We start from the raw sequence: 22296 nt of genomic DNA on the forward strand, positions 1-22296 counted from the left end.
GGATGGGGCAAGGGCGTGCGGCTTTTCCGGCCGCCGCCCGGCGAATTGGACGAAGGCATGACGACACCACTTGCGGACAAGATCAAGGCGCTGATCAAGGCCCACGGGCCGATCAGCGTCACCGATTATTTCTCGCTTTGCCTGGCGGATCCGGAGCACGGCTACTACCGCGTGCACGAGCCCTTCGGCAAGGAAGGCGACTTCACCACGGCGCCGGAAATCAGCCAGCTCTTCGGCGAGATGATCGGCATCTTCCTCGTCCATGCCTGGCAGCAGCACGGCAAGCCCGAGGGTGCCGTGCTTGCCGAAATCGGCCCTGGCCGCGGCACGATGATGGCCGACATGCTGCGCGTCGTGCGCCGTCTCGCGCCCGATCTCTATGCCTCCGCCGGCGTGCATCTCGTCGAGACCAGCGAGCGGCTGCGCAAGGTCCAGTCGGAAACGCTCGCCGCCCATGGCCACAAGGTCGAGTGGCACACGAGCTTCGAGACCCTGCCGGAAGGCTTTCTGCTGCTGGCCGCCAACGAGCTGTTCGACGCCATCCCGATCCGGCAATTCGTGCGCACCGCGCAAGGCTTCCGCGAACGCATGGTCGGGCTCGATGCCGATGACGAACTGACCTTTGCCGTCGGCGTTGCCGGCATCGATCCCGATCTCCTGCCGACGCCGGCCCAAGGTATCGCCGAAGGCACGATCTTCGAGATCGCCCCGGCCCGCGACGCAGTCATGTCGGCTCTGTGCGAACGGCTGAAGGTCAGCGGCGGCACCGCCGTGATCATCGACTACGGCCATATGGCCACCGGCTACGGCGACACGCTGCAGGCCGTGCTCGACCACGAATACGATCCGCCGCTGGCCAGCCCCGGCCGCGCCGATCTCACCAGCCACGTCGATTTCGAGCAACTCGCCCGCCGCGCCAAGACGGACGACGTGCAGATCAACGGTCTTGCCCACCAGGGTGATTTTCTTGTCGGCCTCGGTCTTCTGGAACGCGCCGCATCCCTTGGCCGCGACAAGGATGCGCTGACGCAGGAAACCATCCGCCAGGACGTCGAGAGGCTCGCCGGCGCAGGCGCGGGAAAGATGGGCGAACTGTTCAAGGTTCTGGCCGTCAGCAGCCCGCCGGTTCCGCTCTCGCCGTTCCGCAAACCGAAGCCCTGAACCGCCACCGGACGGCACCCCTGCCGTTCGGGAATTGACAGCCCTGCCGTCGCGGGTCAACATCGCGCCGGCAAATCAAGAGCCAGTCGCCGGGCCGGAGCGCGCCCCCAAACCCATTGATTTTCCTGATAAAGCAAAGGCGAATATACCAATGCAGCATGACGCCGCGCTCTCTCCTGTGCAAAGCTCGCTCTTCAGCGAGAAGGCCGGACCGGCAATCGCCCATGGTTATTTCACCCGAACGGGCGGCGTTTCCGAAGGGATCTATCGCGGCCTCAATGTCGGGCTCGGCTCCAAGGACGAGCGCGCCCATGTCAACGAGAACCGCGCCCGCGTCGCCCGCTGGTTCGGGGCTCCGCCCGAGCGTCTGGCAACCGTGCACCAGGTCCATTCCCCAGACGCCGTGGTGGTCGACGAAAGCTATGACGGCGCCCGCCCCGAGGCCGATGCGCTGGTGACGGCAACGCCCGGTATCGTGCTCGGCGTGCTGTCGGCCGATTGCGGCCCTATTCTCTTTGCCGATGCCGAAGCCAATGTCATCGGTGCGGCCCATGCCGGCTGGAAGGGCGCGCTCGGCGGCGTGCTCGAAAGCACGATCGACAGGATGGTTTCGCTCGGCGCCCGGCGCGAGCGCATCGTCGCCTGCCTCGGCCCATCGATCAGCCGCCGCAACTATGAGGTCGGCTCCGAGTTCGTGGATCGCTTCGTCGCGGCCAACGAAAGCTACGCCTCCTTCTTTCGGCCTTCGGAGCGCGACGGCCATGCGATGTTCGACCTGCCGGGGCTGACGATCAAACGCCTGGTCGAAGCGGGCGTTATCGCCGAGAATCTCGACATCTGCACCTATGCCGACGAGGAGCGTTTTTTCTCCTATCGGCGCACGACCCACAGGCAGGAACCGGACTACGGCCGACAGATTTCCGCCATTTGCATACGAGGGACCTGACATGGCGCTTCATTTTGCCCAGGAAGAATATGCAAGCCGCCTTGAGCGGCTGACGGAGAAGATGCGCGAGGAGAAGCTGGACGCGGTGCTGCTTTTCGCCCAGGAAAGCATGTACTGGCTGACGGGGTACGACACCTTCGGCTACTGCTTCTTCCAGACGCTGGTCGTCAAGAAGGACGGCTCGATGGTGCTTTTGACGCGCTCGGCCGACCTGCGCCAGGCCCGTCATACATCGAACATCGAGCGCATCGAGATCTGGGTCGACCGGGCCAATGCCGACCCGACCATGGACCTGAAGAACCTTCTGAGCGAACTCGACCTGCTCGGCTGCCGCATCGGCATCGAATATGACACCCACGGCATGACCGGCCGCGCCGCGCGGCTGATCGACCGGCAGCTGCAGACCTTTGGCGAGCTGATCGATGCCTCGCATTTGGTCGGCCGCCTGCGCCTGATCAAGAGCGATGCGGAAATCGCCCATGTCGAAAAGGCCGCGAGCCTTGCCGACGACGCGCTCGATGCCGCCCTGCCGCTCATTCGCCCCGGCGGCAACGAGGCCGACATTCTGGCCGCGATGCAGGGCACGATCCTTGCCGGCGGCGGCGACTATCCGGCCAACGAGTTCATCATCGGCTCCGGCGCCGATGCGCTGCTGTGCCGCTACAAGTCCGGGCGCCGCCTGCTCGACAGCCAGGACCAGCTCACGCTGGAATGGGCCGGTGTCAGCGCCCACTATCATGCGGCGATGATGCGCACCGTCGTCATCGGCGAGCCGACCAACCGCCACCGCGAACTCTACAGCGCCTGCCGCGAAACGATCCAGGCGATCGAGATGGTGCTTCGCCCCGGCAACACCTTCGGCACCGTCTTCGACGTGCATGCCAAGATCATGGACGAGCGTGGCCTTGCCCGCCACCGGCTGAACGCCTGCGGCTATTCGCTCGGCGCCCGCTTCTCCCCCTCCTGGATGGAGCAGCAGATGTTTCACCTCGGCAATCCACAGGAGATCGAGCCGAACATGTCGCTGTTCGTGCACATGATCATCATGGATTCCGACAGCGGCACCGCCATGACACTCGGCCAGACCTACCTCACCACGACCGACACGCCGCGTGCGTTGTCGCGTTACGGCCTGGACTTCATTTCTGCTTAGGGAAATCCGCCTAGACTTGCGTTCGTACTGGCAGACGACAGGAGACGTTTCAGGAAACTGCCGCGAAGAAACGGACGGACGGTTTGAACATGCGAAAGCTCACCACGCCCATCGTAGCTCTTGGCCTCGCCATCGCGCTCGCCGGCTGCAACAGCACCGAGATGCTGACGCCACAGGTTGACGTCGGCGGGGGGAACTTCCGCTCGCCGCCGGTGACGCAATCCGACCTCGACGCCATGTCGACGCAGACGGCGATGGCGCCTGTGCAGCGCGAACCCGTCAGCCAGACCACCGCCTATTCGCCGCAGCCGGCACCCTCGAACACGCCGACGGCCTATGCCACCGGCGACGCGACCTATACGGATCCGGCCGGTACCTTCGAGGGACAGGCAAACCGGCTTGCCGCCGGCTCGGCGCCGGTCCAGAACGCGATCGAGAGCCGCCAGGCACCGGTCGAACAGGCGCCAGTCCAGCACACGCCCGTCCAGCAGACGGCGGCCGCAGCCGAAGAAATCCAGAGCCAGCCGACCGTCGCCGCGTTACCGAAGGCAAGCTCAGCTGCAAGCGGCACGATCCGCTTCCTGCCGATCATCGGCGCGCCGGTCCAGGCCGTGACACCGCTTTCCAAACAGCTCGGTGCCGACGCTCGCGCCCGCGGCCTGACAATCAAGGGCTCGGCAGACTCAAGCAGCGAGCATATCCTCAAAGGCTATTTCTCCGCACTGAAGGATGGCGACAAGACGACCGTTGTTTATGTCTGGGACGTGCTCGACGGCAGCGGCAACCGCCTGCACCGGATCCAGGGACAGGACTCTGTTCCGGGCGGCGGCACGGATTTGTGGAGTGGCGTTCCGGCTACAACCATGCAGGGAATTGCGACGAAAACCATCGACGCCTATCTCGAATGGCGGCAATCTCAAGCCGGTTGATACAAAGTTTTTAGGATATTGGCCTTCGCGGCGCAGCATTCCCCTTGCATTCAAGTTCAGTCTCGCTAAAAAGCGGCCGATCAGCTCTGAACGGCGGCCATCCGCAAAGAATGACCGCGATTGGAATGGCTCTCGGAATCTGCGCGGAAAACACCGCTACCGGAAAAGTACCGGACGGTGACCGCGCCAGCTCAAGGCGGTCCGTCAATGAAGGTTTTCGCAGGTAATTCGAACCGGCTCCTGGCCGAAGCGATCTGCAACTATCTCAACCTGCCTCTCGGCAAAGCGACGGTACGCCGTTTCGCCGATCAGGAAATCTTCGTCGAGATCGGCGAAAACGTACGCGGCGAGGATGTCTTCATCATCCAGTCGACCTCGTTTCCCACCAACGATCACCTGATGGAACTGCTCATCATGATCGACGCGGTGCGCCGCTCGTCCGCTCGCCGCATCACCGCCGTGCTTCCCTATTTCGGCTATGCCCGCCAGGATCGCAAACCCGGTCCGCGCACGCCGATTTCCGCCAAGCTGGTCTCCAACCTGATCACCGAAGCCGGCGCCGACCGCGTGCTGACCCTCGATCTTCATGCCGGCCAGATCCAGGGCTTCTTCGACATCCCGACCGACAACCTCTATGCGATCCCGATCCTGGCGCGCGACGTCAAGGAAAACTACGATCTCAAGAACGTCATGGTCGTTTCGCCTGACGTCGGCGGCGTGGTTCGCGCCCGTGCGCTTGCCAAGCGTCTCGACTGTCTGCTGGCGATCGTCGACAAGCGTCGCGACCGTCCGGGTGAATCCGAAGTCATGAACGTCATCGGTGACGTGAAGGGCAAGGACTGCCTGCTGATCGACGATATCGTCGATTCCGGTGGCACGCTCTGCAACGCGGCCGAAGCGCTCCTGAAGAACGGCGCGACCAGCGTTACCGCCTACATCACCCACGGCGTTCTCTCGGGCGGCGCGGTTGCGCGCGTTACCTCGTCGATGCTCAAGGAACTGGTCATCACCGACTCGATCCAGCCGACGACCGCCGTCCAGTCCGCCCACAACATCCGCGTCATCTCGACCGCGGGCCTGCTCGGCGAAGCCATCAGCCGCACGAGCCAGGAAGAATCGGTATCGAGCCTCTTCGACTGAGCTCGTCCGGAGCCCCCGAATTTCTTAGACGCCGGCGCCCACGCGCCGGCGTTTTTCGTTACAGGACGCTATTACTTCTCCAGCGCCTGCGCCAGCGGCTGGTCGACGAGGTTGTCGATGAACCAGTTGGGATAGACGGGCACCGGTACCGTCTCGGCATCGAGCGCCGAGATCTCCGCTTCCGTGAGCACCAGATCCGCCGCGCCGAGATTGTCCTTTAGCTGGTGCGGCTTGGAAGCGCCGAGAAGCACACTGGTCACCGCTTGTCTCGAAAGCAGCCAGGCGATCGCCACCTGGGCGACGCTTGCTCCGTGTTCGCCGGCGATGCCGCGCATGCGCTCCACCAGCTTGAAGCCCTGTTCCTTGTCGAAGGGCAGAATGTCGAAGCCGGAATAGCGGTTGTCCGGATCGCCGAGATTGTCGCGAGTGTATTTGCCCGAAAGGAAGCCCGAGGCGAGCGGGCTCCAGACGGTCAGCCCCAGCCCATAGCGCTGCATCATCGGAATAACATCACGCTCGACGTCGCGGCCGAGCAGCGAATAGTGCATCTGGCCGTGGGTGAAAGGCGCCAGCCCGTTGGCCTTCTGGATCTCGGCCGCTGCCGCCACCTTCCAGGCCGACCAGTTGGAAAAGCCGATGTAGCGCACCTTGCCCGAACGCACGACCGCATCGAGCGCGACAAGCGTTTCCTCAAGCGGCGTATGCGGGTCTTCCTTGTGGACGATGTAGGTGTCGATCCAATCGGTCCCGAGCCGCTTCAGGCTTTCGTCGACCGACCAGAGAATGTGACGACGCGACAGACCCGCCTGGCTGAGCGGCGTGCCGGTGCGGAAACCAACCTTGGTGGCGATCACCACCTCGTCGCGGCGGGACTTGAGCGCCGCACCCAGGATCCGTTCCGACTGGCCGGAGGCATAGGCGTCGGCCGTGTCGAAGAAGTTGATGCCGGCATCGAGCGCCTGCCCGACAAGGGCGTCTGCGGCTTCGGCACCGGTCTTGTAGATCGCGCCGAGGCTGCGGTCGCCGGCGGTAAACGTCATCGCCCCGAAGGCGAGACGCGAGACCACCAGGCCGGTATTTCCAAGCGTCGTATATTGCATGTCGATCTCCATCCTCTGCGAGACAAGTTGCTGTTGGACGGACCATGCCAAAGTGGATTGCTGCGAAAAACCGCCACTCTCTTGATAGGTTTGGAAGAGTTGCTTCATAATCAGCAGATGGCGAACGACCCTTTCAACGGACTGAGAGAATTTCTGGCGGTGGCGGAGGCAAGCAGCTTTACTGCCGCGGCGGCGACGCTCGGCGTCACGCCCAACGCCGTCAGCCAGACGATCAGGGCGCTCGAAGCCCGCCTCGGCCTTCAGCTCTTCGTGCGAACCACCCGGCGCGTCGCGCTTACCGAGGCAGGCCTTGCCTTCCTGAAGCGCGTGCGTCCGGCCGCCGCCGAGATCGCTGATGCCTACGAGTTGCTCGGCGACTTTCGCGACCGGCCGATGGGCAATCTCCGGCTGACCGTGCCGCGCATGGCGATCCCTCTGGCGCTGACCCCGCTCTTGCCGCGCTTTCGCCAGGCCTATCCTGACGTTTCCGTCGAAGTCTCCATCGACGATGCGGCCGTCGATATCACCGAACACGGCTTCGATGCCGGTATGCGCATCGGCGAAGCGGTCGAGCGCGACATGATTGCCGTCCGGCTGACGCCGGATATCACCTGGGCCGTGGTCGGCTCGCCCTCCTACTTCGTCAAGCACGGGCGGCCGGCAACGCTCGAAGAGCTGACGCGCCACGAAGCCATTCGCTATCGTTATCCGGGATCCGGCACCATCTATCGCTGGGAATTCGAGCGCGATGGGCGCAACGTCTCGGTCGATGCTCCGGGCGCCCTCACCGTCAATGATTTTCAGATGCTGATAGAGATGGCCGAGGCCGGCACCGGGCTTGCTTATCTGCCGGATCTTTCGGTGCGGGATGCCGTCACAAGCGGCCGCCTCGAACGGGTGCTTGAAGCCTATCTGCCGACGTCGCCGGGTCTCTTCATCTATTTCCCGGCCAAGGCGCAGACGCAGCCGAAGCTGCGGGCCTTCCTCGACCTGGCGGCAAAAGTCACGCGGGAACGGAAATAGTTCCCGGCCTACCGTCCGCGGAAGACGACGGCACAGGCCTCGCCGCCGCCAAAAAGCCGCGAGCGCGTGAGGAAGCGCCTCTCCCGTCCATTGTCGAGCGAGAACATGCCGCCCCTGCCCCGCACCACGTCGATGATCAGTTGCGTGTGCTTCCACACTTCGAATTGGCTGGCGCTGATATAGACCGGCACGCCGCCGATCTCGCCGAGCTTCACATCGTTGTCGCCGACAATGTAGTCATCGGCCGGATAGCACATCGGCGACGAGCCGTCGCAGCAGCCACCGGACTGGTGAAACAGGATATCGGGGTGATCCCGCTGGATTTCGGCGATGAAGGCGAGCGCTGCGTCGGTCGCCAGCACGCGCGGCTCGTCTCCGTTGCCTCCCGTCAGTTCCGTGGACATTTGCGCGCCTCGCTGTCGATTGCGGTCAATGGGCCGGCTGAGGCGCGGGTGGAGAGCACGCCTCAGCCGTCGATCAAGCCGGAGGGAAAGGGTGGAGAATACCGTCCCTCCGGCTCCTCACCTTCCCCAGGCGGCGGGGAAGGCAGATCCGATCAGAAGAAGCCGAGCGCCTTCGGGCTGTAGCTCACGAGCATGTTCTTGGTCTGCTGGTAGTGGTCGAGCATCATCTTGTGCGTCTCGCGGCCGATGCCGGACTGCTTGTAGCCGCCGAAGGCCGCATGGGCCGGATAGGCGTGGTAGCAATTGGTCCAGACGCGACCGGCCTGGATCTCGCGGCCAAAGCGGTAGCAACGGTTGGCGTCGCGGCTCCAGACACCGGCGCCGAGGCCGTAGAGCGTGTCGTTGGCGATCTCCAGCGCTTCGGCTTCTGTTTTGAAGGTGGTGACCGAGACGACGGGTCCGAAGATTTCCTCCTGGAACACGCGCATCTTGTTGTGTCCGCGGAAGACGGTCGGCTTGACGTAGAAGCCTTCCGACAGCTCGCCCTCGAGCACGTTGCGGCCGCCGCCGGTCAGCACTTCGGCGCCTTCCTGCTTGCCGATGTCGATATAGGAGAGGATCTTTTCGAGCTGTTCGCTCGACGCCTGTGCACCGATCATCGTGGCGCTGTCGAGCGGATTGCCCTGGCGGATCGCCTCGACGCGTTTCACCGCCCGCTCCATGAAGCGGTCATAGATGCTCTCCTGAACGAGCGCCCGGCTCGGGCAGGTGCAGACCTCGCCCTGGTTCAGCGCGAACATCGCAAAGCCTTCGAGCGCCTTGTCGAAATAGTCGTCGTCTTCGGCAAGCACGTCGGCAAAGAAGATGTTCGGCGACTTGCCGCCGAGCTCCAGCGTCACCGGAATGAGGTTCTGGCTCGCATATTGCATGATCAGGCGACCGGTCGTCGTCTCGCCGGTAAAGGCGATCTTGGCGATGCGCGGGCTGGTGGCGAGCGGCTTGCCGGCTTCAAGGCCGAAACCATTGACGATGTTGAGCACGCCCGCCGGCAAGAGATCACCGATCAGGTCCGCCCAGACGAGGATCGAGGCCGGCGTCTGCTCCGCCGGCTTCAGCACGACGCAGTTGCCCGCAGCGAGCGCCGGCGCCAGCTTCCAGGCGGCCATCAGGATCGGGAAGTTCCAGGGAATGATCTGGCCGACGACGCCGAGCGGCTCGTGGAAGTGATAGGCGACCGTGTCGTGGTCGATCTCACCGATCGAACCTTCCTGGGCGCGGATGCAGGACGCGAAGTAGCGGAAATGGTCGATGGCAAGCGGAATGTCGGCGGCCATGGTCTCACGGATCGGCTTGCCGTTGTCGAAGGTTTCGGCACGGGCGAGCAGTTCGAGATTGTCCTCCATGCGCCCGGCGATCTTCATCAGGATGTTGGAGCGCTCGGCAGCGGACGTCCGGCCCCACTTCTCGCGCACCGCATGGGCGGCGTCGAGCGCCAACTCGATGTCGGCCGCATCCGAGCGCGCCACCTGGCAAAGCACACCGCCGGTCACCGGCGTCGTATTGTCGAAGTAGCGCCCGGCCACCGGCTCGCGCCACTGGCCACCGATGAAGTTGCCGTATTTCTGCTTGAACGGGCTTTCAACGATCTTCTGATGCAACATGGTCATTCCTCCCTGAGACCCAGCAATGGAGCTGTGAGAGGAAGGTGAAGTTGAACGCGGATCTTCGATAGGGCCGTGCGATCAGCAGTAAGGAGAACTGTTTCAGATATGAGACAGCTTGGCGCGAGTGACGATGCTGCAATGCGGCAAGGAGGGTGAACCAGGCGTCAGCGTCCGCCCCTCGTCCCCCTGCCGGGGGCCTCTCCTCGTAGGCACGAGGAAAGGAGGCAAGTGGCATGCTCTGGACCAGCTCGCAGCGATGCATGAGGGGCATTTTTGCCGGTGACTGATCAGTTGACCTGGAGCCGTTTCATCTTGCGATAAAGCGTGGCACGGCTGATGCCGAGCAGTTCGGCTGCCATGGAGACATTGCCGTTGGCGCGCGAGAGCACGCGGCGGAGCGCCGCACGCTCCGCATCCGGAAGCTCGCCGGCATCACCCGACGTATCTTCCCGCAGCAGATCGGAGGCCGGAACGCCGGCAGCGATGCGTTTGTCGTCGAGGTCGAGCCATTGCCGGGCCGCGCGGGTTGCGCCGAGCACCAGGTCGTCGCGGTCGACGGCGAGCAGCGCGGGGCCGGCGCGGTCGACCGGCACCAGCACGATGCGGGCGCTGGCAAAGGCGCGACGGAAAAGCCCGGCCTCGATGCGCGCGGCCGCGTCGCGCACGGCCTGCGACAGGAGCGACATGGTCATTTCGGAGGCGTCCGCACGGCAGGTGGAGATATCGATCGCCGCTGCCAACCGGCCGAGATGGTCGCGGATCGGCGCCGTGGTGCAGCTGAGGCCGATATTGCTGCTGAGAAAATGCTGGTCGCGTTGGATGACGACGGCGCGCTCGTCGGCGATCGCCGTGCCGATACCGTTGGTGCCGACGCTCGCCTCGCTCCAGACCGTTCCCGACCAGAGCCCGAGATCGCGGAAACCGGCATCGTCGCCGACGGCCCCGCGGCGTTCCAGCGCCACCCCCTTGTCGTCGGTCAGAAGCAGGCAGCAGCCGGCCCGGCCGACGGTCGCAAACAGCCGGTCGAGCTCACCGCCCGCTTCCAGGATCAATTCGGCCGACCTCTGCCGGGCAATCTCGAACTCCGCGCCGGACAGTCGGAGCGGCTGGCGCCCCTCCTCGGGTGCCAGCCCATGCAGCGTCATGCACCGGCGCCACGAAGCGGCAATCGGCGAGCTTGCGGCGGCTGACGGCTGGTGCGCAACCTTGTAGACATAGTCCGAATGTTCCCTGACGGCAGCCATCGGCTTCCTCCCTGAAAGCGTCGTCCGGCGGAATGTCGACACGGCCGATCTCCCAAGCGGGCCGCATCCACGGGGCCACTATAGCCGTCGTTTTCCGCGAAGGTCCAGCCAGACGAAGGTTCGAGAGCGGGCACCCGTCAACGAGTTTGATCGGTCGATCACGCCGCCGATATCGACAGCGCGCCCGAATGTGCTACGCGAAAGGATCAAATTGCCGCGACTCAACCTCACAACAGCCGGTTGCCGCCATGCTTCGTGACTTTTCGCTCCAGAGCCTGTTCATGGGCCTGCTGATCGCCTTCGTCGGCTTCGCCAGTTCCTTTGCCGTCGTACTGCACGGGCTGACCGGCGTAGGCGCCAGCGAGGCGCAGGCCGCCTCCGGCCTGATGGCGCTGTCGATTTCCATGGGCCTCTGCGCCATTGTCATCAGTGCCGTGACGCGGCTGCCGGTCAGCATCGCCTGGTCGACACCCGGTGCTGCGCTGCTTGCAAGCGCCGGCGTCGTCGAGGGCGGCTTCAACGCGGCGGTTGGCGCCTTTCTCGTCTGCGGCCTGCTCGTCGTGATCGCCGGCCTCTGGAAGCCGCTCGGCCGCCTGGTCTCCTCCATCCCGGCGCCGCTTGCCAATGCGATGCTGGCGGGTGTGCTGCTCAGCCTCTGCTTTGCGCCGGTCAAGGCGATCGCCTTCAATCCGCTTTTCGGCCTGCCGATCCTGCTCGCCTGGGCCCTCGTCGGCAGCATCAACAAGCTCTATGCGGTGCCGGCGGCGCTGATTGCCTTCGTGCTCGTCATCACCTTCGGCGTCGAAATCCCGGCCGGCGCCTTCTCCGCCCTGTCTTCGGCGCTGGTACCGACCGTCGAATTCGTGGTGCCGCAGTTCAATGTCGCGGCCATGATCAGCATCGCCCTGCCGCTCTTCATCGTCACCATGGCCTCGCAGAACATTCCCGGCATCGCCGTGCTGAAGGTCAACGACTATCATCCGGAACCCGGGCCGCTGTTTGCGACGACCGGCGTCTTTTCGATGCTGAGCGCCCCCTTCGGCGGCCATGCGGTCAATCTGGCTGCAATCACCGCCGCCATGTGCGCCGGCGGCGATTCCCATCCTGATCGCAACCGGCGCTACTGGTCGGCGATCAATGCCGGCGCCTTCTACATTCTCTTCGGCCTCTTGGCCGGCGTCGTCACCACCTTCGTCAGCCTTGCGCCGTCGGTCCTGATCGAGGCAGTGGCGGGCCTTGCCCTCGTCGGTGCCTTCGCCGGCTCCGCCATGGCCGCCTTTACGGACGCAAAGACCCGTGAGGCCGCGGCGATCACGTTCCTGGTGACTGCGTCCGGCGTCAGCTTCGGCGGTGTTTCCGGCGCCTTCTGGGGTCTGATTGCCGGCGGGTTGATGCTGGCGCTTGCGCGTTTCACCGCTAAAAAGAGCTGAAACCGCGGCAAAGCTTGCATTTGCAGGGGATCTCGTCTAAGGAGCGCCCGTCCGCGTAGACACCCTTGGAGGCAACGCGGATGAAGTCCTTGCGGCTTCAGTTCTTCCGCATGGCGGTCGAACTCTCCAGCATTAGACATTAGAAAGGTCTATCCATGAGCCACGCATCCTACGAGCTCAAGGCCGAGACGCGCGAACGGGTTGGTAAGGGGTCCTCCCGTGAACTTCGTCGCAACGGTCTTATCCCGGCTGTCATCTACGGTGACAAGCAGGCCCCCCTTTCCATCGCGCTCTCCACCAAGGAAGTGACGATGAAGATCCACGCCGGCGGTTTCATGACCACCGTTGCAACGATCGACGTCAACGGCGAAAAGATCCGCGTCCTGCCGAAGGACTACCAGCTGGATCCGGTCCGTGACTTCACGATGCATGTCGACTTCCTGCGCGTCTCCAAGGACAGCCAGGTTACCGTTGCAGTTCCGGTTCACTTCGAAAACGAAGAGAAGTCCCCGGGGCTCAAGGCTGGCGGCGTTCTCAACATCGTTCGTCACGACGTCGAACTCAACGTTTCGGCCAACGACATTCCGGAATTCCTGACCGTTGACCTCTCCGGTCTCAAGGTCGGCGACGCCATCCACATCTCCAACATCAAGCTGCCGAAGGGCGCGACCCCGGTTATCACCGACCGCGACTTCACCGTTGCAACGATCGTTGCTCCGGCCGGTGGCGTGAAGGAAGAAGCTGAAGGCGAAGCAGAAGCCTGATTGGCCTCTGGGCGACCGGCGAAAGCCGGTCCCGCCGCACTTCATTCAAGAGCCCGTCCCATTCGTTTGGGGCGGGCTTTTTGCATTGGCGACAGCCCTCCGCTGCCCGGATGCATCTATGCCGTGCCCCACGAATTATCATGAAGCGATTTCAGCAACATTTAAGGTTTTGATGATGTTCTTCTGACGGGGAAATTGGGCTTGTCTGAAGAGAATTCTGATATGAGATGGGTGGCAGCTGCTTCTGGGGCGTGCATGCGATGATGCACTCCGTGGAGAACCGGTTTATTGCGATTGTCTGCGGCGCGATGCTCGTCTTCATTGCCCCGCTGCTTGCACTCTTTCTCAGCATCTCGAGCGATCGCATCGCACGCGAGCGCCTGCACAACATCGAACTGTTGATGGTTGCAAGCGCCGAGGCGCTCGGCAAGCCGATCTGGGACTTTGACAGCGACGGCATCAAGCACATCGCCCGCTCGCTGATAAACGGCACCGACATCCTCTCCGTCACCATTCGCGACCAGTCCGGCTCCATCCTCGCGCAGCTGCCGATGGGCGGCGTGCAGCCGAGCACCAAGGACCGGGTTCTCACCCTGCCCATTTCCTACCAGTCGGTGGATGGCATGAAGGAGATCGGGCGCATCGAAGTCAGGGTTCCGACGCCGGGTCTGCTGTCGCAATTCAGCAAGGACGAGCTGGCGATCCTCGCCATCCTGCTCTTTGCGGTCGCGATCGTTTTCGCCGCAGCGCTCGTCGGCAATCGCTTCACGGTGATGCGCCCGCTGATGCGCCTGACCGCCGCGATCGAAGCCACCCGCCGGCTCGGGTCTCGCCACCGCGTCGACTGGACCTCCGACGACGAAATGGGCGCACTCGCCGCCAACTTCAACGAGATGCAGGACCGCCTCGAGCGCGAAGAGACCGAGCTGAAGAACGCCCACGAGCGCGTCACCGATATCTACAACCTGACGCCGGCCATGCTGTTTTCGCTGGATGTCGACGGGCGCCTGCTCGCCGTCAGCGACTATTGGCTGCTGGCGACCGGGTACAGCCGCGACGACGCCGTCGGGCGCGACTTCATCGATTTCGTCGATCCGCACTGGCACGAGACCTATCGCAGCCATGCCAAGACGATCGCCGTTGCCGATCACGCGATCCGCGAAGTGACCGTCCCCTTCCGCAAGGCGGACGGCGAAGCGATGACCGTGCTGATCCAGGAGACGAAGGCCACCGGCGAAAGCAGCCTGTCGCTGTCGGTCATGACCGACGTGACCGCGCTGAAGCAGGCGGAAAGCCGCAACCACACCCAGGCGATCACCGATCACCTGACCGGCCTGTTGAACCGCCAGGGCTTCGAGGCCGCGCTCGACGAGGCGATCATCCAGGCCGACCAATGCGCCATGCAGCTCGGCTGCCTGTTCATCGACCTCGACCGCTTCAAGTGGATCAACGACAATTTCGGCCATGCCGCCGGCGACGAAGTGCTGCGCCAGACGGTCGAGCTCATTCAGGCCGCCCTGCCGCATGGCGACATCATGGCCCGGCTCGGCGGCGACGAATTCGCCATCCTGCTTTCCGATCCGAACGCCGCTACTCTGGCGGCCGAAATCGCCGAGCGCATCGTCACTTCACTGCACGAACCGATGGCGATCGCCGGCAACGAACTTTTCGTCAGCGCCAGCGTCGGCATCGCCGTCTACCCGACCCATGCGGAAAACGCCTCCGACCTGCTGCTGAAGGCGGACATGGCGATGTATGCGCGCAAGCACGACGGCAAGAACGGCCTGCAGGTGTTCGACGCCGGCATGCTCGACGCCTCGCGCGAGCGCCATGAGATCGAGCAGTGCATCGAAGCCGGCCTGAAGGACGACCACTTCGAAGCCTGGCTGCAGCCAATCGTCAGCCTCGCCGACGGCCAGATCGCCGGCTTCGAGGCGCTGATGCGCCTCAACCACCCGGAAAAGGGCCTGATGCCGCCCGGCAAGATCATCGGCATCGCCGAAGAAACCGGCATGATTGCCCGCATCGGCGATCAGATCCTCGAAAAGGCGATCCGCCACCTGGCGGCGATCTCCGAGCTCGACGGCACCCAGAACACCTATCTCGCCGTCAACTTCTCGCCGCTGCAGTTCGAGCTGACGCTGCCGCACAAGCTCGCGGCCCTGCTCCTGAAGCACCATATCTCGCCGAGCCGGATCGTCGTCGAGATCACCGAAGCGGTGCTGATGCTCGACAATCCCGAGGTCCACTCGGTGCTGAAGCAGCTCAACGAATTCGGCTGCCGCATCGCTCTCGACGATTTCGGCACCGGCTACTCGTCGCTGAGCTACCTGAACCGTTTCCCGGTCGATATCGTCAAGGTCGACCAGTCCTTCACCCGGTCGCTGAGCTCCGGCACAGCCGACATCCGTCGCAAGAGCCGCATGCTGATCAAGGGCATCCGCACGATCTCGCACCAGATGGGCTGCACCGTCGTTGCCGAGGGCATCGAGACCAAGGAGCAGTGGCAACTCTTGCGCAAGCTCGGCGTCGATTGCGGCCAGGGCTATCTCTTCAGCCGGCCGATGCCGGTCGACCGGATGCTGACCATGCTCGAAAGCGATTCCGAGGCAAAGGCGGCTTCCGCACCCAGCATGCGGGCATGAGTTCACCCACCTGGTTCCCTGGGGCGCGGGAGAGCTTCGGGACCAAAGGTCGAGCACGGGCCGGGGATAGAAAGAAGGATCCGTCGCAAGGCGGACGCAAAAGAGGAGGAAAAGATGTGAAGGCGCTGATCGCAGCATTTTTCCTCGGCCTTGTAACGACGGCCGAGGCCCAGACGATCAAGTTCGTCACCGAGGAGTATCCGCCTTACAACTTTTCGACCGAGGCCGGCCCGAGCGGTGCGGCCGTCGACCAGATCAAGCTCATCATGGAGCGCCTGAAGCAGCCCTATACGATCGAGGTTCTCCCCTGGGCGCGGGCTTTTATGCTGGCCGAGACCGATCCCGCCTATTGTGTTTTCACCACCGGCCACGACGCCGAGCGCGACGGAAAGTTCCAGTGGGTCGAGCCGCTGCTGATCGACCACATGGTCATGGTCCGGCAGGCCGGATCCGCGATTGCGCCCAAGTCGCTGGAGGACGCCCAGCAATATACCGTCGGCACCCAGCGCGAGGATTTTTCGGCGTCCTATCTCAAGGAGCACAGCTTCCCCAAGATCGACTATGCCGCCAATCTCGATTCCAGCCTGAAAAAGCTGCTCGCCGGCCGGGTCGATCTGTTGATGACGTCCGAGAAGACCTTCGAAAGCATGCGCACCGAAGGCAAACCGGTGGAGGCGGCGCTGGTGCTGGAAGGCAAGCTCTACGGTATCGCCTGCCACCGCGACTTTCCGCGCGATATCGTCGCCGCCATGCAATACGAACTCGACCGGCTGATCGGCAACGGCACCCAGGATGTGATCTTCAAGCAATACGGGCTGAAGCCCAATGCCAGCCTGCAGGCGGAGAAATAGGCGTTGACTTCCGGGGGGTGCGGTGTTTTTGGATGGCATCACCCCGAAATCATGAATGCGCAGCACCATGTTGATCATCGTAGGGCTTGGCAATCCAGGTTCGAAATACGCCGCCAACCGGCACAATATCGGCTTTATGGCGGTTGACGTCATTCACCGCCGGCACAGCTTTTCTTCCTGGTCGAAGAAGTTCAAGGCCGAGATCGCCGAGGGCGAGATCGGCGGCGAGCGCGTTCTGTTGATGAAACCGCAGACCTACATGAACCTGTCCGGCGAAGCGGTCGGCGAGGCCATGCGCTTCTACAAGCTGCAGCCGAAGGACATTACCGTCATCTATGACGAGCTCGACCTGCCGTCCGCCAAGGCGCGCATAAAGGTCGGCGGCGGCCATGGCGGGCATAACGGCATCAAGTCGATCGATGCCCATTGCGGTAAGGACTACCGGCGCATGCGCCTCGGCATCGGCCATCCCGGCGTCAAGGATCTGGTGCACGCCCACGTGCTTGGCGATTTCGCCAAGGCCGACCAGGCCTGGCTGGTGCCCCTGCTCGATGCCATCGCCGACAATGCCGACATGCTGGTGCGCGGCGAAGACAGCCAGCTCCTGAACAAGATCGCGCTCGCGACCGGGGGCAAGCCGGAAGCGGAAAAGCCTGAAGGCCCGAAGAGGCAGGGCGCGCAATCGCATATCCACCAGGCGCGCAACTCCGCCCAGCCGAAGAAGCTGCCGGCGACCGGCCCCATGGCCGACATGCTGAAGAAGATGTTCGGCTCGAAGAACGACTAGCTTCCCCTAATCGGAAAGCGCCCTAGCTTGTGCAGTCGGAACGGGTCAGATCGACCCGATGGCATAAGCCTGGAGCACGCCCGTGGCCGACCCGGTGATTGACTGGCTTCTCGCATCGGATCCCGCAATCCGCTGGCAGGTAATGCGCGATCTGCTGGATGCTCCAGAGCCTCTGTGGAAAGCCGAAAGGGCCAAGGTGGAGATCGAAGGCTGGGGCGCCAGGCTTCTCGCGCATCAGGACGATGACGGCCAATGGGCGGGCGGCGCCTTCATCCCCGCCGGTTTCGACGAGCACGAGTGGACCGCGCAGGGCCAACCCTGGACGGCAACCTGCTTTTCGCTGTCGCAGCTCCGGGAATTCGGTCTCGACCCTTCGTCCGAGCGGGCCCAACGAACCGTCGACCTGATCGGCGCGCATTCCCGCTGGGACGAAGGCGGCCAGCCCTATTGGCAAGGCGAAGTCGAGGAGTGCATCAACGGCCGCACCGTTGCCGACGGCGCCTATTTCGGCGTCGACGTTTCGCCGATCGTCGAGAGGCTCGTCGGCGAGGTCCAGGCCGATGGCGGCTGGAACTGCGAACGGGCAAACGGTTCGCTCCGGTCCTCCTTTGCCACCACCATCAACGTGCTTGAAGGCTTGCTTGCGTTCGAACGGGCGACCGGTGGCACGCCACAGTCCAAGGCGGCGCGCCGAACCGGCGAGGATTACCTGCTCAAGCGCCATCTGTTTCGCCGCCTGAGCACGGGCGAGGCCGCCGACAAACGCTTCCTGTGCCTTTGCCACCCGAGCCGCTGGCGCTACGATATCCTGCGGGCGCTCGATTACTTTCGTGCCGCGGCGCGCCTTTGCGGTGCGGCACCCGATCCACGGCTCAGCGAAGCGATCGACCATCTGCGTTCAAGGCAGCTCGAAAGCGGCGCATGGCCACTCGACCGGCGCCCAGCCGGACGGGTTTGGTTCGACATCGACGACGGGGTCGATGCCCCTTCGCGGTGGGTGACGCTGAAGGCTATGCGCGTGCTCAAGTGGTGGGACGCCCACGTGCGGTGAAGGCCGCGCGCCTGAGCGCAACCCGTATCCATCCATCACCCCGGCCCATGGGCCGCCAGAAAGATCCGCACCGCCTCGGCCGCATGGGCCCGCAGCACCTCCGGCGTCGGAATGGCGCCGTCGCCGAGCAGCATGGCGTCATTGACCGGCCCGCCCATGACCAGCCAGTTGAAGAAGCCGCCGGCGACCTCTGCGTCCCTCACCCGGATGTCGCCCTTCTCGCCATAGCGCCTGAACGCGACCGCCAGCCGCCGGATCGAGCGCATGGGCCCGCGCTCGTGCAGCGCCTCGCCAAGCTGCGGAAAGCGCTCGACTTCGGCGATCACAAGGCGGCGGACCTGCATCAGTCGTGGCGTCATCACGATCGTCAGCAACTGCGTGGCATAGTCGAGCAGGAAGTCCTCGATCGGCTCGTCGCCATCGGGGTCGGCCACCTGCTCCTGGAACTCGTCGCCGGCTCCCCCCGTCATGCTGCGCACGACTTCGAGAAACAGCGCCTCCTTGTTGTGGAAGTGGGAATAGACCGTCTGCTTCGACACCTCCGCCGTCGCTGCGATCTCGTCCATGTTGGTACCGAGAAAGCCGTGCTTGAGGAAGAGATCGCTGGCTGCGGCCACGATCAGTTTGCGGGTGCGCTCCATGCGCGTCTTTGCGCCGTTGCTCAAGCCTGCCCTCCCCCTGCCGTATCTCGCCAAATCACTCGGCTTGCAGAATAGGCCAGTCGGATTGACAAATCAAACTGGACGGTCCAGTCTAGTTAGTGAAACCAGATCAGGAGATGGCCATGGCCAAACCACAGGGAAGACATCGCATTGCCGCCTGCCGCTGCGGGCTGGTTGCCTTTGAAGCCGTCGGCGAGCCGATCGTCGGCGCCGCCTGCTACTGCACCAGTTGCCGCACCGCCGGCGAGCGCTTCGAGGCCTTGCCGGAGGCGTCGCCGGTCATGGAGGCCGACGGCTCGACGCGCTTTGCGCTCTACCGCAAGGACCGGATCCGCTGCGTGAGAGGCAGCGATCTCCTGCGCGAACACCGGCTGACGCCGGAAGCGCCGACGCGCCGGGTCATCGCCAGCTGCTGCAACGCCGCCATGTTCCTGGAATTCAAGGGTGGCCACTGGCTGAGCGTCTACAATCAGCGTTTTGCCCCGAACGAACAGCCGCCGCTGGAAATGCGCACGATGACTAGGGATCGCAGGGCCGGCGTCGAGTTTGCCGACACGCTGCCGAGCTACAAGACCCATTCGGGCCGCTTCATGTGGCGGCTTCTGACCGCCTGGGCGGCGATGGGATTCAAAGCGCCGAAGATCGACTATGTGAAGGGCGAGGCCAATGGCATCCCAGGCTGAGAAGATCGAGATCGAAAACATCGTCTCGCCCGGCCACAAACATCGCGTCGACCGGGTGAAATACGAGGCGATGCGTGAAGCCCTGCTCGCGGTGCTGCCGCCGTCGTCGCCCGGCCTGAGCGTGGCGGAAGCGAAGGAGCGGCTGCTGCCGTTGCTGCCACAGGACCTTTTCCCCGAGGGCGCGAAGGCGGGCTGGTGGCTGAAAGCGGTTCAGCTCGATCTCGAAGCCAAGGGCACGATCGAGCGCGAAGCGAGCAAGCCGCTGCGCCTGCATCGGAAGGCGTGAAGCGGGCGGGCCACCGGGCATCTCCCCGGCCGCCGCTCGCTATTCATGAGGCTTGTTATTCCTCTGGCTCGGTGGTGAAAAGCAGCGGGAAGCCCGCTTCCTTGGCGAGATCGGTTGCTTCCTTGGCCTTGGTTTCGGCGATGTCGCGGGCGCAAACGACCACCACGCAGCTTCCCATCTTGTGCGCGGTCATCATCACCCGGTAGCCCGCCTCCTCGCTCATATGGAACACGGCCTTGAGCACGCCGACGACGAACTCGCGCGGCGTGTAATCGTCATTGAGCAGCATGACCTTGTAAAGCTTCGGCCGCTCGAGCTTCACCTTCACTTTGACTTTTCTGGCAACCTCGTTGTCACTCATCGGAACCACCCCGTTGATGACAGATTGTCCGCTGCCGCGGCTCGCCTTGCGGACAAGGCCGTCTCGGCGCACCGGCCCCGTCGGCGCACTATCCTACGGCCGCAGGTGCCGATCAAGCAAAAGCAGGCGCACGGACGCAGGCGGAAATCAACGCTTTCCCCAATAGCCAACGAACATCGATGCCGCTTCGTCATAGGAGCGGGCTTTTTCCAGCGCCGCCTTAGCCTCCTGCTTGCGCGCCAAAAGCGCGTGAAAGAAGCAATGCACGAAAAGCGGGGCGTCCGCTCCCTCGGGCGAGCCGTCAGGCGCAACGTAGAGGGCGGCCCCTCCCTTTTCGACAAAGGCATCGCCGTAGCTCTTGCCGCCGGTCTCGCAGCAGGTGCTGAGCACGATCTTGCCGTCAAGCCTGGCGTGTTCGGCGATAACGGCGGGCGGCAGGCTGCCCTCGACCAGCATCGATGTGTCGATCTCCTCGATATAGTAGCCAAAGACGAAGCCGTTCTCGTCGCCGTGTCCGGAAATGACCACATGCTGGTGCACCAGCTCGCCACCGGCAAGCAAGGTCAGAAAGTCCCCGGGCGTTCCCGGCAGATGCAGGGTGACGACGGCGCCCATGCTTTCGAGCGTCGCGCGGACCAACAGTGCCTCGAGCGTATCGCCGATATCGACGACCGCAACCGGCACGCGCGGAAACATGAACTTCTGGTCGATCAATACGGAAATCCTCAAAAATGTCCTGGCCGCCGAGCAGGTCGACAGAAATCTGAGCGCATATGCGGCCCGAAGAGCACCCGTTCAACGGGCGTGGCCCCTTATTTACCGTGAACAGGGCCTGCGCCCTTGACCGGGGAGCGCCCTTCCCGCATAGCCACGCCAACGGAATTTTAAGATACGGACGAGACCCCATGGGCTTCAAATGCGGTATTGTCGGACTGCCGAACGTCGGCAAGTCCACGCTCTTCAACGCACTCACCAAGACGGCAGCGGCGCAAGCGGCCAACTATCCGTTCTGCACCATCGAGCCGAACACCGGCGAAGTGGCGGTGCCGGATCCGCGCATGCGCAAGCTTGCCGACATCGCCAAGTCGAAGGAAATCATCCCGACGCGTATCTCCTTCGTCGACATCGCCGGCCTGGTACGCGGCGCGTCGAAGGGTGAAGGCCTCGGCAACCAGTTCCTCGCCAACATCCGCGAAGTGGACGCCGTGGTGCACGTGCTGCGCTGCTTCGAGGATGACGACATCACGCACGTCGAAGGCCGCATCAACCCGGTCGCCGATGCCGAGACGATCGAGACCGAGCTGATGCTCGCCGACCTCGACAGCCTGGAGCGCCGCACCGAGCAGACGCGCAAGCGCGCCGTCGGCAAGGACAAGGACTCCGTCGCCCAGCTGCCGATCATGGAAGCCTCGCTGAAGCTGCTCCAGGACGGCAAGCCGGTCCGCACGCTGCTCGCGACGCTCGACGCCGAAGAACTGCGCATCCTGCAGGGCCTCAACCTTTTGACCGCCCATCCGGTTCTCTACGTCTGCAACGTCGCCGAAAGCGATGCGGTCGACGGCAACGAACACACCCGCGCGGTCGCCGAAATGGCGAAGGCCCAGGGTGCCGAAAGCGTCGTGATCTCCGCCGCCATCGAGTCCGAAGTGGCGCAGCTGCCGGAAGACGAATCCAAGGAGTTCCTGAGCGCGCTTGGCCTCGAAGAAGCCGGCCTCGACCGCCTGATCCGCGCCGGCTACAAGCTGCTCGACCTCATCACCTATTTCACCGTCGGCCCGAAGGAAACGCGCGCCTGGACGATCCAGCGCGGCACCAAGGCGCCGCAGGCGGCCGGCGTCATCCATACCGACTTCGAGCGCGGCTTCATCCGTGCCAACACCATCGCCTATGAAGACTACATCGCGCTCGGCGGCGAAGTGGGCGCCAAGGAAGCCGGCAAGGCGCGCGACGAAGGCAAGGAATACGTCGTCCAGGACGGCGACGTCATCCACTTCCGCTTCAACACGTAAAGC

General features: G+C 63.8%; 22 protein-coding genes. 15 read left to right on the top strand and 7 right to left on the bottom strand.

The features are described 5' to 3' along the window. Positions 1 to 57: 57 nt before the first annotated feature. The 5 genes from ACIQUG_RS08750 (at position 58) to ACIQUG_RS08770 (ending at position 5329) form a co-directional block, all read left to right on the top strand. The gene (locus ACIQUG_RS08750; protein WP_402319777.1) at positions 58 to 1161 is read left to right on the top strand and encodes a class I SAM-dependent methyltransferase; all 1104 of its coding nucleotides are present in this window, start codon (positions 58 to 60) and stop codon (positions 1159 to 1161) included. A gap of 151 nt (positions 1162 to 1312) precedes the next feature. Continuing rightward, on the top strand, positions 1313 to 2107 hold the full coding sequence (gene pgeF, locus ACIQUG_RS08755; RefSeq protein WP_402319780.1) for a peptidoglycan editing factor PgeF: 795 nt from the start codon (positions 1313 to 1315) through the stop codon (positions 2105 to 2107). A 1-nt stretch (position 2108) separates the two neighbouring features. Beyond that, positions 2109 to 3260 (top strand): Xaa-Pro peptidase family protein, encoded by a 1152-nt coding sequence (locus tag ACIQUG_RS08760; RefSeq protein ID WP_043618095.1) that lies wholly within the window; start codon positions 2109 to 2111, stop codon positions 3258 to 3260. Between the two features lie 89 nt (positions 3261 to 3349). Continuing rightward, positions 3350 to 4189, top strand: coding sequence for a hypothetical protein (locus tag ACIQUG_RS08765; protein ID WP_402319785.1), 840 nt, complete (start codon positions 3350 to 3352; stop codon positions 4187 to 4189). Between the two features lie 207 nt (positions 4190 to 4396). Next, positions 4397 to 5329, top strand: coding sequence for a ribose-phosphate pyrophosphokinase (locus tag ACIQUG_RS08770; RefSeq protein WP_034788749.1), 933 nt, complete (start codon positions 4397 to 4399; stop codon positions 5327 to 5329). A 71-nt stretch (positions 5330 to 5400) separates the two neighbouring features. On the opposite strand, the gene ACIQUG_RS08775 is transcribed toward ACIQUG_RS08770, so the two are convergent. Next, positions 5401 to 6429: an aldo/keto reductase gene (locus ACIQUG_RS08775; protein WP_402319790.1), complete on the bottom strand. Its 1029-nt coding sequence runs from the start codon at positions 6427 to 6429 to the stop codon at positions 5401 to 5403. A 117-nt stretch (positions 6430 to 6546) separates the two neighbouring features. Here ACIQUG_RS08775 and ACIQUG_RS08780 point away from each other — a divergent pair, with 117 nt between their 5' ends. Next, positions 6547 to 7452, top strand: coding sequence for a LysR substrate-binding domain-containing protein (locus ACIQUG_RS08780; protein ID WP_402319793.1), 906 nt, complete (start codon positions 6547 to 6549; stop codon positions 7450 to 7452). 8 nt (positions 7453 to 7460) lie between these two features. Here ACIQUG_RS08780 and ACIQUG_RS08785 read toward each other — a convergent pair whose 3' ends face one another. From ACIQUG_RS08785 to ACIQUG_RS08795, 3 genes are all read right to left on the bottom strand, one after another. After that, positions 7461 to 7856, bottom strand: a complete 396-nt coding sequence (locus ACIQUG_RS08785) for a DUF779 domain-containing protein (protein ID WP_402319796.1) — start codon at positions 7854 to 7856, stop codon at positions 7461 to 7463. Positions 7857 to 8008: 152 nt separating this feature from the next. Next, complete coding sequence (gene adh, locus ACIQUG_RS08790) at positions 8009 to 9517, bottom strand: aldehyde dehydrogenase (protein WP_205238159.1); 1509 nt, start codon at positions 9515 to 9517, stop codon at positions 8009 to 8011. 290 nt (positions 9518 to 9807) lie between these two features. Next, positions 9808 to 10764, bottom strand: coding sequence for a helix-turn-helix domain-containing protein (locus tag ACIQUG_RS08795; RefSeq protein WP_402319801.1), 957 nt, complete (start codon positions 10762 to 10764; stop codon positions 9808 to 9810). Between the two features lie 248 nt (positions 10765 to 11012). Here ACIQUG_RS08795 and ACIQUG_RS08800 point away from each other — a divergent pair, with 248 nt between their 5' ends. From ACIQUG_RS08800 to ACIQUG_RS08825, 6 genes are all read left to right on the top strand, one after another. After that, complete coding sequence (locus tag ACIQUG_RS08800; RefSeq protein WP_402319804.1) at positions 11013 to 12194, top strand: benzoate/H(+) symporter BenE family transporter; 1182 nt, start codon at positions 11013 to 11015, stop codon at positions 12192 to 12194. Positions 12195 to 12349: 155 nt separating this feature from the next. Then, the gene (locus ACIQUG_RS08805) at positions 12350 to 12958 is read left to right on the top strand and encodes a 50S ribosomal protein L25/general stress protein Ctc (protein WP_043618116.1); all 609 of its coding nucleotides are present in this window, start codon (positions 12350 to 12352) and stop codon (positions 12956 to 12958) included. A 260-nt stretch (positions 12959 to 13218) separates the two neighbouring features. Then, positions 13219 to 15603 (top strand): putative bifunctional diguanylate cyclase/phosphodiesterase, encoded by a 2385-nt coding sequence (locus ACIQUG_RS08810; protein WP_402320633.1) that lies wholly within the window; start codon positions 13219 to 13221, stop codon positions 15601 to 15603. A gap of 116 nt (positions 15604 to 15719) precedes the next feature. After that, the gene (locus ACIQUG_RS08815) at positions 15720 to 16454 is read left to right on the top strand and encodes a substrate-binding periplasmic protein (protein WP_402319808.1); all 735 of its coding nucleotides are present in this window, start codon (positions 15720 to 15722) and stop codon (positions 16452 to 16454) included. Between the two features lie 67 nt (positions 16455 to 16521). Continuing rightward, complete coding sequence (gene pth, locus ACIQUG_RS08820) at positions 16522 to 17241, top strand: aminoacyl-tRNA hydrolase (RefSeq protein ID WP_402319811.1); 720 nt, start codon at positions 16522 to 16524, stop codon at positions 17239 to 17241. Between the two features lie 142 nt (positions 17242 to 17383). Further along, positions 17384 to 18292, top strand: a complete 909-nt coding sequence (locus tag ACIQUG_RS08825) for a squalene cyclase (RefSeq protein ID WP_402320636.1) — start codon at positions 17384 to 17386, stop codon at positions 18290 to 18292. Positions 18293 to 18327: 35 nt separating this feature from the next. Here ACIQUG_RS08825 and ACIQUG_RS08830 read toward each other — a convergent pair whose 3' ends face one another. Next, on the bottom strand, positions 18328 to 18957 hold the full coding sequence (locus tag ACIQUG_RS08830; protein WP_402319814.1) for a TetR/AcrR family transcriptional regulator: 630 nt from the start codon (positions 18955 to 18957) through the stop codon (positions 18328 to 18330). Positions 18958 to 19076: 119 nt separating this feature from the next. Here ACIQUG_RS08830 and ACIQUG_RS08835 point away from each other — a divergent pair, with 119 nt between their 5' ends. Further along, complete coding sequence (locus ACIQUG_RS08835; RefSeq protein ID WP_402319817.1) at positions 19077 to 19637, top strand: GFA family protein; 561 nt, start codon at positions 19077 to 19079, stop codon at positions 19635 to 19637. Further along, complete coding sequence (locus tag ACIQUG_RS08840; protein ID WP_205238154.1) at positions 19621 to 19923, top strand: DUF6958 family protein; 303 nt, start codon at positions 19621 to 19623, stop codon at positions 19921 to 19923. The genes ACIQUG_RS08835 and ACIQUG_RS08840 overlap by 17 nt, the downstream gene beginning before the upstream one ends. A gap of 55 nt (positions 19924 to 19978) precedes the next feature. Here the strand turns inward: ACIQUG_RS08840 and clpS are convergent, their stop codons facing one another. Next, entirely contained in the window at positions 19979 to 20284 is a 306-nt protein-coding gene (gene clpS / locus ACIQUG_RS08845) for an ATP-dependent Clp protease adapter ClpS (protein WP_402319820.1), read from the bottom strand. A gap of 147 nt (positions 20285 to 20431) precedes the next feature. Then, positions 20432 to 20998, bottom strand: coding sequence for a hypothetical protein (locus ACIQUG_RS08850; RefSeq protein WP_402319823.1), 567 nt, complete (start codon positions 20996 to 20998; stop codon positions 20432 to 20434). Between the two features lie 191 nt (positions 20999 to 21189). Between ACIQUG_RS08850 and ychF the strand changes: the two genes are divergently transcribed. Then, the gene (gene ychF, locus ACIQUG_RS08855) at positions 21190 to 22293 is read left to right on the top strand and encodes a redox-regulated ATPase YchF (protein WP_402319826.1); all 1104 of its coding nucleotides are present in this window, start codon (positions 21190 to 21192) and stop codon (positions 22291 to 22293) included. Positions 22294 to 22296 lie beyond the last annotated feature (3 nt).

It is taken from the genome of Ensifer sp. NPDC090286 (genome assembly GCF_044769565.1).
Lineage (GTDB): Bacteria > Pseudomonadota > Alphaproteobacteria > Rhizobiales > Rhizobiaceae > Ensifer.